This is a genomic window from Lysinibacillus sp. NPDC093692, assembly GCF_050280125.1.
Taxonomy (GTDB): Bacteria; Bacillota; Bacilli; order Bacillales_A; family Planococcaceae; genus Lysinibacillus.
In genome coordinates this window covers 109,114-121,596 of sequence record NZ_JBNNUW010000007.1, presented here as the reverse complement: position 1 = coordinate 121,596, position 12,483 = coordinate 109,114, and the positions used below count along the sequence as shown (strand labels likewise).

Genomic DNA, 12,483 nt, shown 5'->3' with positions numbered 1-12,483 from the left:
AAAAGTTGTAGTTGTAATCATTTAGTCTTCATTATGTTTTACAATTACAACTTATTTAATGAATATATATCGTGAGTTTTATTAAAAACAAACGATTCCTTTTCCTTCATTAAGCCATTTTTTTCAGCCACACGAATAGAAGCTCCATTTTTTGGATCAATAATACTTATTAATTTTTCTTGTCCCAAATGTGCAAATCCATATTCCACACAACCTTTAGCTGCTTCAGTTGCATATCCTTTAGACCAATATTTTTTATGAATATGGTAGCCCACTTCAACTTCATTTTTTCCATCAACGATTTGTTTAACAAGGCCGCAATCTCCAATTAATTCTTTTGATTCTTTTAAACAGACAGCCCATAAACCATAACCATCTTCTCGATATCTTTGTTTATTTTTCTCAATCCAATTTTTAGTTTGTTCTAAGTTAAATGAGGATGGATAATATTTCATTGTTTCAGCATCTGAAAAAATTGTGTAAAGGACAGAAATATCCTCATCATTAAATTCTCGTAATTCTAGCCTTTCTGTTTCTATAATTATCAAAATAATTTCCTCCTTAAATCGTTTTCTCTTATTCTAAGTTTATAACAATCCATAACAGACTTGTGCAAATTTGTGGACTTAATTTATTTTCAAGGTTTATGTAAGAATTAGGTCTCTTAGGAATATATTTAAGGTAAATAAAACGATGCTCTCTTAACTATCTTTCAAGTGATGGCTCATTAACCATTAAACTGATGGAGGGACAGTACATGCACCTACAAAGTAAATCGTCTTGGTTACTTATATTATTAACTCTAGTAGCGGTTATTTCAGTCTATTCTTTGATAGATTCACCAAAACAATCAAAAGAGGAGATTACATTTAAAAAAAATGCAGATCAAAAAGAAACTTTACAGAATGTGACAAAAGAAGTTTCCTCTCCAAGCTCTTTATTTGAAGAAACGCGCCTACAAGTTAGTAATGAACGAAATCAACTTCGCCAAAAATTAACTCGAAAAATTACATCAGATGGGTATTTTGCTGAAGAAAAAAACAAGGCAGCTATTGAAATTGATACTCTCAATAAAGAAGAATCCACAGAAACAATGCTTGAGATGCAAATTAAGTCACTAGGCTATCCCGATGCTTTAGTAAGAATAGAAGGCAAAAAAGTTTCTGTAACAGTGATGGCAAAGGAACTATCTAAATATTCCGCAAACGGAATTATCTATCTGGTAATAAAAGAATGCGAGGATGCTAATGTGCAAGTTAAATTTGGCGCTAATAATTATTAAAGACTAGAGAAAAATGGTATTCAATATATAAACAAACGTTACTTACGACATGTAGAGATTTTTTTGATAGCATGCCCCCTTCTCCCAATAGAAACAACAACATTAAGTCGCTCAAAATGAGAGGCTTTTTTCATCGTTTAAAAATAAAGAAATAATTATAAAGTTTATAGCCCTTCTCACTTCCCTTCTTCAACATATCATAGCGATGAAAGGAGGGAAATTTGTGTGCAAAAATAATTGTAATCGTTCATCAGCAAGTAAAGATTGTAATAACTTAGGACCATTTGTGGCCACAGATATCAATTGTATCAATTCAAAAATTGGGAATGGCAGAGAAAATCAAGGTGGTTCAATAATTCCCTTCTCCTCTGGACGACAAACAGTCGTTGAAAATATACTTGGCAATAGACTTGCTAGTCTCATAGGGTTTGGTTCGGCTGTAGACCTTGTACCTCTTGCAAATAATACGATTAATTTAACCGGACTTTTAAGTGAAGCCTTCACCGTCCCACGTGACGGGAATATAACTGCTATTTCAGCCTCATATAATGCACTTGCTGGGCAGGTAGAATCAGGATCTGTGACAATCCGTGCTCAAATTTTTCTTGCACCTGTAGGAAGTAATACTTTTACTGGTACAAGTGCTAGCGTTGATTTAGTTCCATCTATTACAGAACCTATACCCGTAGGCCTTTTAGTATTTGCATCGGCTACTATCTCACCCGTACCAGTAACTGCAGGTGATCGTTTATTAATGGTATTTTATATTTCATCGGTACCAGGAGAAACTGCCGTTGACATTATTCTTGGTAATGCGAGTGCAGGAATTAATATTGTATAAAAACAACACCCCTTTCCTCTAGCCAGTAATTGAACGGTACAGGGCTCTCTCTATGCGCTTCGTCCTCCACAGATGATATTTCAATTGTCTAATTAATTACTCGTTTTAAGCTTTTCCATAAGCCCCTGCAAATACAGCTCTTAATGTACTAGCAATCGTTAGTATACCTTCTTTTTATCCATAGTAATTTTGACTATGACTACTTAGGAACAATAAATATCCTACTTATTGTCTTGCTTTTTGCCTTACTTACGTTATATGTACAGGGTTACTTCTTAAATAGTAGCTAAAGAACAACCGAAATTATTTTTAAAAAGTATGATACTAGAGAAAAAGATGAACTTACATTGCTCCGTAACAAGTTTAGACCGTATGATGAATAAACACAAAAAGGCCAGGTACTCATATGTTATGAGCGCCTGGTCAACAGTTGTTCATTGGATATAGTCTTTACTATCACTATCAATAGTCTTAATAGATTTTGCTAGCGTGAATTAAATTTGTTTTTCGAACCTTTTAAGAGCGTCAGACATTCTGTTAATAATCTCTTCAACCTGTTGGCTTGTAATAATAAGCGGTGGAGCAAGAGCAACCGTATTTGTTCCCTTCCAATCGAAGTAACGCAATTGTAGCCCTAAGTCCATGCATATATCTGTATACAGAGCTGCGGCGTGTACCGATGGATCAAATGCGATGCCGTTTTCAGGATCTTTAACTAGCTCAATACCGGCAAGTAGACCAAGACCTCTTACATTCGTTATATGTTTATGATTACTTTCGAGAAACTTAAGTCCTTTTAATAATTGTTCACCGCGAAGTCTACTATTCTCAACAATTTGATCCCTTTCTAATATCTCAAGTGTCTTTAAACCAACCGCGCAAGCCATTGGATGTCCACTGTATGTGAATCCATGGAACATCATTTCATCTGATTGAATAAATGCTTCTCTTACATGCTCTCTCATAATTACGGCACCCAAGTGTGCGTAGCCACTTGAGATTCCTTTTGCAACACATAGAAAGTCCGGAACAATGTTCCAATTATCAACACCAAAGGTCTTTCCAGTTCTTCCAAACCCACAAATCACCTCATCTGCAATAAGCAAAATGTTGTGTTCGTCGCAAAGTTTGCGAACAGCTTGAAGGTATCCGTCAGGAGGGAACCTTACCCCGCCTGCTCCTTGGATTGGCTCCAGAATGACAGCGGCTATGTTGTCGGATCCTTCTGATTCAATTATCCCACGAATCGAACGCGAGTAATTTGGATCACTTTTATCACCAAGCTCTGCATTCAAAACATGCGCTGCAGCTGTAAGGAAGTTCGGAGCATTGGAGTTCGTAAATTTGTTGAATCCCTCGATTCCTGTAGCACTTGTGGCTCCTACTGTAACCCCATGGAATGACTGTTCAAGAGAAATAATTTTTGTTTTCTCTGGCTGACCTTTTACTTTCCAATAAAAACGGGCTAGTTTAAATGCAGTATCATTAGATTCCGAACCTCCCGATGTGAAGAAGCAAACATTCAAATCACCAGGTGCTAACGAGGCCACTTTCTGTGCTAAAAGGATAGCGGGCTCATTGGATTGTCCGCTGAATGAAGAGCTGTAAGAAAGTTTTAACATCTGCTGTTTTGCTACCTCAGCAAGCTCTTCATTTCCATAGCCAAGATTAACATTCCAAAGCATCGAAACCCCATCAATACGCTCTTTCCCCTCTATGTCTTTCAGATAAATTCCTTTACCTTCTGTAAAGATTGTTGAAGGCCCTGATAAATAATGAGCTCTTGGTGGTGTAGTCGGATGCAAATAATGCTTTTTATCAAGCTCTGATAATTCCAATTTGCTTAGGTTATTCCGTTTTGTAACGTATTGCATATTTTATTCCTCCTTTAATAGACAAATATAATTAACTTTCCTAACTAGTTGTCCTATCAATAAAGCCTTTGTTAATTCATTTAGCTAATGCTCTGAGTAGGTATAAAAATTGTTATTTTATTTAACTAATATTCTGCCCTTCTATATCTGTTAAGAGTTTCTTGGATTCTTTTGAATACATGGATCGAATCGCGAAATAACAAACACCAATTCCCATCCAAGTAAATCCAACTATTTTTCCAGCTGTTGAAAGCCCCCACAAAATATAAAGACAAACTGACATCCCAATTAATGGAACAATCAAATGTTTAACGATATTTTTTTGCTTATTTTTTAAATAATAATGATTAATTACACAAATATTCACGAAAGCAAATCCTAATAATCCACCAAATGCAACTAAGTCGGAGACAATTTGCAAATCCAAAGATACTGCACCAATAACTCCGATGATTGACATTAATAAAATATTATTCATCGGTGTTTTATACTTTGGATGGATATAGCTAAAAAATTTTTGAGGGATGACATTGTCACGTCCCATCCCCAAGAGCAGACGACTTGAAGCTGATTGGCTTGCTAAGGCGCTTGCAATTCCAGATGCGATAATCGTAAATGTAATAAAAGTCTGAAGAAACCCGCCCCCTATCGTCTCTAAAATGTTGAAGAAGGCTGTGTCGGGATTATCAATGGTTAAATAATTTCCTACAAGAATCACTGCTAAATAAGTGACGGAAACATAAAATACCGTTTGAATGACACAGGTAAACATAATGGCCAAACCAATTTTATTCCCCGCTACGTTCGTCTCTTCAGCTAAGGTTGTTATAGCATCAAAACCTAGGTAAGCGACAATAACAATAGCTGCCCCGCCAATAACTGCTCCTATTGAAAATGAATCACCATCATAAATTGCCTTATAGCTTATTAAAGATAACTCACCCGTTATAATAAAGTGACTTGCGCTGAAAACGAAGGCAATCACCGAAGAGCACTAAAACTGAATTCAACTTAGTCGCTATATCAATTCCAATTATATTTACAATCGTGATTGGGATAGCGAAAATGAGAACCCAACCCCAAACCGGAATACTTGGTACAAGGGCGTTTGCAAAACTTGCACTGATCAAAAAAGTTAGCATGGGTATCAACAGATAATCAAGGAGCATTCCCCATCCAGCTATAAATCCTATTTTAGGGTGTAGCGCTTGATGGGCGTAGGTATAGGTTGAGCCCGCAACTGGGTAAGCTTCAACCATTTTACCGAAACTGTACGCCGTAAATAACATTGCAACAAAACCAAGAACATATGAGAGGACAGAATGGCCCTGAGATACCAAAGTGATAATTCCAAACATTGACATCGCTGCAACTGGTGCCATAAAGCCAAGACCAAAAATAACTAAATCACGCATCTTTAAACTTCTTTTTAGACTTTGCCCATCTGATAAAATTTGAATGTTCTCTACTGATTTTTGTGTTTCTATAATCCCTACCCCCATTGGCGTTATTATAATTTTGTTATTTATACAAAGCGTTATCCTCCATATTCAAACCTTTTCATTCAAGTCAACTCAGGCATACTTTGTCTAACTGTACATTTCCAGTTCTGGGGTTAATAGACTCAAACGTTCTGCCTAACACAGCCTCAACCCAATCACCATTAATAAACAGTTGATATTTCGTCATTCATCTGACTCCCCCTCTTTCGTTTTGTTTATTGCCATTTTTTCCTACGAACTGTAGTAGGAACAATAAGCATTCTTAATATTAATTACAGATTATCAGATGAAGATCATTTAATATTGTAAAAACCGGAACATTCTAAATTTTTACTCATGAATTGTTCCAATATGCTCATGCCAGGCGCACGTAAAAAGCAATTACTTAAATAAGTAATTGCTTTAGCAATACAAACATTATTTAGCTGGTTTTCAGGCAACTTTTTTGCCCAGTTAATTGATAAGGTGTCATGCATCCAAAATTCCGAAACTCATGAATCAAATGGGCTTGGTCATAATAACCATTCTCATAAATAACATCATTTAACGTAAAGTGGGTTGTCCTTAGAAGCATATTTAGTGATGATTGAAATCTTACTATTTGGCTAAATAATTTTGGGGAAATTCCAATATGGTCTTCAAATTGTTTTCTTAAATATCTAGTTGAATATCCTACTTCTTCTGCAAGTTGAGTTATGGTAATATTACCTCTTGTCGCGTATATATTATATAATGCTTGTTTTATTAGTTTTGTTGATTTATCCATCTCAAAAATTTGGTTTTCCAATATTTCATTGAATATATTGACTCTCTCCACAAAACTTTCGTCGGTTACTACCCTTTCTAAAATATTCGTATTTACAGGAAACATTTCATTTAAGGAAATTTCTTTATCTGTAAGGTCTTTTATACCGAATTTTATTTTCTTAATATCTAGACATGGCAGAAAACGCATACCAAAGTATGTACTGTTCGGGAGAAGGTTAATCACTCTACTTTTAGTAACGCTTCCACAAATATTACCGTAATGCTGATCACAATTAATGAGAATATCGATACACCCATCCGGGATAACAGAAATTTGACTACTTACCCCTCCCATTTTAAATTGATAAAACAGAATAGATGGTTGGTTTGGTTTAATTCTAACTTTTTGTTCAATATAGTAATCTGTCTGAAATTCAAAGTCAGGCTGAGACGGCAAGTAACTAATTATTTTCGAATTTAAAGAACTAATCACTTATACCCCCTTTAACACATATTAGTAAGCGCTTACAAATCGATACTTAATATATCCTCGATTAATCAAGTAACAGCCAAATCAACGATTTACTACTTTTCTTACAGAAAGTAAGTGTAAGTAGTTATTTCGCAATTATTAACGGTTGGTCCTCATCTACGTCTACTCTCTGGCTCTCTATTTACAGATTTTCCGAAACGAGAAAGCGCATGCAGGGTGTAGCTCGTTCGGAAAATCTGTAATTTGAATTTCACTGTAATCCTAAAACGGATAATCTAATTTACTCGTCTGTACAGATACCCATTTCGCAACAGTAAACTCCTCTACAATCCATTCATATCCAAAACGTCCAATTCCACTTTGTTTCACTCCACCAAATGGAACATTTCCTTCTAGCACTGCAGGCATATCATTTATATGTGTTGTACCAGATTCGATCTCAAGGGCTAATCTTTCCCCTCTTTCTAAGTCACTAGTCATAATGGAAGAGGATAATCCATATTCCGTGTCATTAGCAAAACGAATGGCCTCTTCATCACTTTCAGCCGGAATAATTTGTGCAACAGGACCGAAGATTTCACAAGATGCAAGACTTGAATCATTTGGTACGTCAACAAATACAAATGGAGAAATAACATTCCCTGTACGGTCACCTTCTATAGCAACTTTTAATCCACTTTCCTTTGCTTTATTAACTAAATCCATAATTTTATCAGCTTGTTTTTCATTTATAACAGGTCCAATAATTGTGTTAGGGTCCTTGGGGTCTCCTACTGTTAATCCCTTTACTTTTTCTACGTATCTAGCAACAAATTCATCATAAATATCTCTATTAACAATAATTCGGTTTGTTATCGCACAGATTTGGCCACTATGCAGAAATTTCCCGAAGATGGCAACTTTCACTGCTTGTTCAACGTTGGCATCTCTTAAAACTACTAAAGGATTATTGCCTCCAAGTTCTAATGCCATTTGCTTTAATGTTCCGCCTGTTACCTTATTAATATGTTTTCCTACTGCAGTCGATCCTGTAAAACTGATAAACGAAGAATTCGTATTTAACAGGAATTCATCTCCTGATTCTTGAAGATCAGTTAAAATTGAATTAAACACTCCAGCTGGAAGTCCTGCTTCTTCGAAAGCCTTTGCAAAAACTTGTCCACCAACTATTCCAACTTGGAGATCTGGTTTATGAACAACACTGTTCCCGAGAGCAATGGCAGGGAAAATTGTTCTTGTTGCCATGTTAAATGGAAAGTTAAAAGGCGTGATGGACGTAATAACACCTAAAGGTAATCGATATACACGATTAACCTTTCCTGGCGTAGTAGATACGTAATTTTTGGGTGTGTATATTTCATCAACCATATTAATAGAATCTTTTATGTCATTAACCCCAAAGCCAAACTCAATATGAGCTTTAAGTAGTGTTCCACCTGTTTCTCGTGTAATTAATTCCAAAATATGCTCTTTATTTTTCTCTAAATAGTCTAATGCTTTTGTTAAAACCTCTCTTCTTTGTTCTGGAGTAGATTTAGCCCATTCCTTTTGTGCTGCTTTTGCTTTGTGATAAGCGTCTTTTATTTGCTCTATATTCGCTAATTCTACAGATGTAATAGTTGACTGATCATACGGATCCTTTATTGAATAAATTCTTTTACTCCCCCCCTCTACCCATTGACCTCCAATATAACTTTTGTTTATTTTACTTGCCCATTCAATGCAGTTCACATCTAAAGCCTGATTCTTTATCATTTAAAGGCCCCTTTCTGAAATGAAAATCTAAACTTAACGCGATGTAACCTAAATTGTAAGCGATATCAATTGTTTTTTTATTGTAAAAAGCGGAACTACTCTTACAAACTAAATTATTTACCCTAAGCAAAAGTTCTGAGCAAATGGTTTTTATATAACTTCTGTTTTCTTTTTATAGTCCTGTCCACATTGTATTTCCCATTTTTTCCCTTCATTAACGAATCCTCCTGAATGTTGTCTTGATATAATGGCTCATACCCTCTGAAAAATGTCGACTATGAGCCTTTTAATCAATGAAACAACAGTAATGAAGATCTTAGATTAAAAATCTAGAGAACTTCTTTTAGCCAAATTTAAATCTATTACCTTTAACGCAGATTGACTTTCAGCCTTCTTACTTATTAAAACGCTTATGAATATTGTTATACTTGTAAGTACCTTCCTCACTGAATTCAATCAATTCCATAGATAATGCCAGATATCGTCTAGAAAATAAATCAGCAAAATGATCCTTGATTACTTCGAATAGTTCGTCACAAGTTTCTTTCTTATTTTCAGTCGATCTCCCCGCCCCAATTTTTAATATAGCATGAACAAATGCATCATCTTCCGCTCCATCTGCTACTCGGTAATTTTGAAGTTCTACTGCTCTTGATCGAATTCCTCCAGTCGGAAAAAGATTACTACGGCTAATCAAAATATCATTCACTTTTTTAAGCAAATTCGGAATGTCTGCTTCTTTCTTTATATTATCGGTATACTCAACAATAAAATGCGGCATGTATTTTCACCCTTTCACTGACTAAAAATAGCGTTATCACTTTTAGTTCTTAAGAAATGTTTTTCACTAATAATGGTATTTACTAGTCGTCCCACTCCTTCAATTTCAGTAATGACTTCATCTCCTTCCTTTGTATCAGCTAAGCCCTCAGGCGTACCAGTAAGGATAATGTCGTTTTTATTTAATGTCATAAAACTACTTAAATACTCAATTAATTGAGGAATATTAAAAATCATATCTTTCGTTGTGCCTTCCTGCGTAACTTTTCCATTTACATAAGTACGCAATGTAAGATTCATAGGATCTTCAATATCTTGTGCATCGACTAGCCATGGACCAATTGGTGTACAAGTATCTCTATTCTTTACTTTTAAGTTCGGACGATAATAGTTTTCTAAATAGTCACGGATGGCATAGTCATTTGCAACGGTATATCCTGCTACATAATCATATGCATCTTCTCGTTTAATGTTAGTCCCGGAACGCCCAATGACAACTGCAAGTTCACATTCGTAATGCATATTGGTAGCTTCATCCGGTCGGTAAGTCTGACCTCGATGACCGATAAAAGTATTAGGACCTTTTAGAAAAACTAAAGGTTCAGTTGGTGCTTGAAAAGCAAGTTCCTTTGCATGATCTGCATAATTTAGTCCTAAAGCAAAAACAGTTCTAGGTTGGACAGGCGGTAGCCAGACCACTTCCTCCTCAGAAACAATTTGTCCATTATCTAGTTTAAGATGACCGTCATCTGTTTCAATTGCGTGATGAACGACATCCTGAAATACTACACGTGCATGTTTCATAATAATCGCGCTCCTTTTAAAACAATGAGATTCTCATTCAACTGTATTTTCCAAATAACCGATTCCATCGATTTCAATTCGTACTCGATCTCCCTTTTTAACAAGCGGAGGATTTTCAGGTACCCCAATCAGTAAAACATCTCCCTCATACAGCGTCATAAATTCAGAAATTTCAGAAATCAATTGCGATACAGGACGAATTAAATTAGCCGTTGTATTCTTTTGTTTTAATTCATCGTTAACGAATACAGTAATTGTCAACTTATCAGGGTCAACGATTGCATCTCGTTCAATAATCCATGGACCTACAGGGCAAAAGTTATCTCTTGCTTTTTGCTTAATAGCTGGTCGATAAAAACTCTCATGTGGAATACTCACATCATTTACAATGGTGTATCCTAATACATGATTTAAAGCTTTTTCTTCTGTTACACGAGTAGCATCTTTTCCAATGACAATGCCTAATGAGGCACCTACTTGCAGATGAGACGTATCCTCGGGTAATGGAATTGAAGACTTAAATCCAGTAATGGTGTTCACCGGTTTTATATATAAGACAGGCGCTTTGGGAGGTTGTTTATAAGGTTCGTTCGTTAACGATGAACCTAATGCTTTAAGCTCGCCACTATAATTTAATAAAGCCCCATATACTGTACCTGAAATCGGCGCCTCTAAAGAGGACTGCTCTACTGTTAAATTTCTATCACCGAGAATAATTGTATTGCTTTGAGGATCTACTTCCACTTCTTTTGCGTGAAGGGTTTCACTAAATTTAATAATTGCCTTACTCATAACAATTCACTCCTCTCATAAACTCGTAAATTCTTCTGATGATTACTTAAACACTAATGATTAACTACACCTTTAACATCATTACCTATATTTGACTTAACGATAATTTCCGAAAAATTATCCTCTACATTTTTTGACTTGCGGGCCCCTATTAATGTACCAATATAGCAGCCTAAGAAACCTAGCGGTATAGAAAGAATTCCTGGTGATGCAAGAGGGAAAATAGGATTACCAGTAAATAAAGCTACACCTGGTTCTGGATTCCAAACATTTGGACTCAACATGACCAGACCAATCGTGCTAATTAATCCTATAAGCATCCCAAATATTGCTCCAGTTTTGTTGAATTTTCTCCAAAAAATAGTTAATAAAATAACTGGTAAATTCGAACTCGCTGCTAATGTTAGAGCGATTGATGCTACAAAGGCAACATTGAAATTTTGAAGAAATAGTGATAAGGAAATGGCGATAGCAGTGATGAGAATCGATGCAAGACGTACCATAAACATTTGCTGTTTTTCGGTTGCCTTCCCGTCTTTTAAAATTTCGTTATAAAAGTCATGGGAAAATGCTGTTGCTCCCGTAACCACAATTCCAGCGACAACTGCGAGAATCGTAGCAAAAGAAACCGCAGAAATGAAAGCAAACATAAAATCTCCGCCAATATACCTTGCTAATAACGGCGCTGCCATATTCCCTGCTGGGTTAGCCTCTATAATATTCGAAGTTCCAACTAGCTTTGCTGCTCCAAACCCAAGGAAAATGACCATAATATGGAATAGCCCCATGATCCACATAAGCCAAACAACTGACTTTCTGGCAACCTGAGCATTAGGTACAGTTAAAAAGCGAACTAATACATGGGGTAGACCCGCTGTCCCAAGAATGAGCCCAAGAGTTAAAGAAGCTGCATCCCAACCATTTTTATATTTTAAACCAGGATTTAAGAAATCAATTCCAAAAGGAGTGGCTGTTTTCATATCAGTAAAAATGCCAATAAAATTAAAATTAAATTTCCACATAACCATTACAAACATAATAAAGGTTCCACCTACTAAAAGAACGGCTTTAATAATTTGAACCCAGCTTGTTGCGGTCATTCCTCCAAACAAAACAAAAGCTAACATAGCAACACCAACAATAAGGACTGAAGTATTATACGGAATGCCTAATAATAATTTGAATAAAGCTCCTGCAGCAACAAGCTGTGCAAGCATATAAAAAACTGAGATGATTATTGTATTGAAGGCTGTTACACCTCGTACTTGTTTAAACTTAAATCGAGCAGTAATCATATCACCTAACGTATATTTCCCAAGATTCCTTAATGGTTCTGCAACTAAAAATAAAATGACAAGAAAAGAAACTAGGGCACCGTACATAAGGAAAAATCCGTCATATCCCGTTAAAGAAAAGGCTCCAATTAACCCCAAAAAGGTAGATGCAGACATAAAGTCTCCAGCTAAAGCAAGCCCATTTTGTCTAGCAGTCAGACCACCTCCAGCTGTATAGAATGAACCCGCCGTTTTTGTTTTTTTGGAAGCATAGTACGTAATGAAAAGTACCCCTATTGACATAAGTACAAAAAGAAGTATTAAATCCCATCCCATATG

At 35.8% G+C, this 12,483-nt stretch carries 12 protein-coding genes; 2 read left to right on the top strand and 10 right to left on the bottom strand.

Annotated elements, in window-relative coordinates:
- Window positions 1-44: 44 nt before the first annotated feature.
- Window positions 45-548: a GNAT family N-acetyltransferase gene (locus tag ACQKN4_RS10030; RefSeq protein WP_427483574.1), complete on the bottom strand. Its 504-nt coding sequence runs from the start codon at window positions 546-548 to the stop codon at window positions 45-47.
- 209 nt (window positions 549-757) lie between these two features.
- On the opposite strand from ACQKN4_RS10030, the gene ACQKN4_RS10025 reads away from it, so the two are divergent.
- Window positions 758-1,282, top strand: a complete 525-nt coding sequence (locus ACQKN4_RS10025; RefSeq protein WP_427483573.1) for a SpoIIIAH-like family protein — start codon at window positions 758-760, stop codon at window positions 1,280-1,282.
- A gap of 223 nt (window positions 1,283-1,505) precedes the next feature.
- Window positions 1,506-2,123 carry an exosporium glycoprotein BclB-related protein gene (locus ACQKN4_RS10020; RefSeq protein WP_427483572.1) on the top strand — a complete coding sequence of 206 codons (618 nt, stop codon included), beginning with the start codon at window positions 1,506-1,508 and terminating at the stop codon, window positions 2,121-2,123.
- Window positions 2,124-2,617: 494 nt separating this feature from the next.
- On the opposite strand, the gene ACQKN4_RS10015 is transcribed toward ACQKN4_RS10020, so the two are convergent.
- From ACQKN4_RS10015 to ACQKN4_RS09975, 9 genes are all read right to left on the bottom strand, one after another.
- Window positions 2,618-3,997: an aspartate aminotransferase family protein gene (locus tag ACQKN4_RS10015; RefSeq protein WP_427483571.1), complete on the bottom strand. Its 1,380-nt coding sequence runs from the start codon at window positions 3,995-3,997 to the stop codon at window positions 2,618-2,620.
- Window positions 3,998-4,118: 121 nt separating this feature from the next.
- Window positions 4,119-4,982, bottom strand: a complete 864-nt coding sequence (locus ACQKN4_RS10010; protein WP_427483570.1) for an APC family permease — start codon at window positions 4,980-4,982, stop codon at window positions 4,119-4,121.
- Window positions 4,936-5,499 carry an APC family permease gene (locus ACQKN4_RS10005; protein WP_427483569.1) on the bottom strand — a complete coding sequence of 188 codons (564 nt, stop codon included), beginning with the start codon at window positions 5,497-5,499 and terminating at the stop codon, window positions 4,936-4,938. Before ACQKN4_RS10005 ends, ACQKN4_RS10010 begins: the two co-directional genes overlap by 47 nt.
- 421 nt (window positions 5,500-5,920) lie before the next feature.
- Window positions 5,921-6,739, bottom strand: a complete 819-nt coding sequence (locus ACQKN4_RS10000; protein WP_079563515.1) for a helix-turn-helix transcriptional regulator — start codon at window positions 6,737-6,739, stop codon at window positions 5,921-5,923.
- A 261-nt stretch (window positions 6,740-7,000) separates the two neighbouring features.
- On the bottom strand, window positions 7,001-8,494 hold the full coding sequence (locus tag ACQKN4_RS09995; protein ID WP_427483568.1) for an aldehyde dehydrogenase family protein: 1,494 nt from the start codon (window positions 8,492-8,494) through the stop codon (window positions 7,001-7,003).
- 394 nt (window positions 8,495-8,888) lie between these two features.
- On the bottom strand, window positions 8,889-9,275 hold the full coding sequence (locus ACQKN4_RS09990; RefSeq protein ID WP_427483567.1) for a 5-carboxymethyl-2-hydroxymuconate Delta-isomerase: 387 nt from the start codon (window positions 9,273-9,275) through the stop codon (window positions 8,889-8,891).
- A 14-nt stretch (window positions 9,276-9,289) separates the two neighbouring features.
- Window positions 9,290-10,078 (bottom strand): fumarylacetoacetate hydrolase family protein, encoded by a 789-nt coding sequence (locus ACQKN4_RS09985; protein WP_427483566.1) that lies wholly within the window; start codon window positions 10,076-10,078, stop codon window positions 9,290-9,292.
- Window positions 10,079-10,111: 33 nt separating this feature from the next.
- Complete coding sequence (locus tag ACQKN4_RS09980; protein WP_427483565.1) at window positions 10,112-10,870, bottom strand: fumarylacetoacetate hydrolase family protein; 759 nt, start codon at window positions 10,868-10,870, stop codon at window positions 10,112-10,114.
- Between the two features lie 53 nt (window positions 10,871-10,923).
- Window positions 10,924-12,480, bottom strand: coding sequence for a solute symporter family protein (locus ACQKN4_RS09975; RefSeq protein WP_427483564.1), 1,557 nt, complete (start codon window positions 12,478-12,480; stop codon window positions 10,924-10,926).
- Window positions 12,481-12,483: the final 3 nt, after the last annotated feature.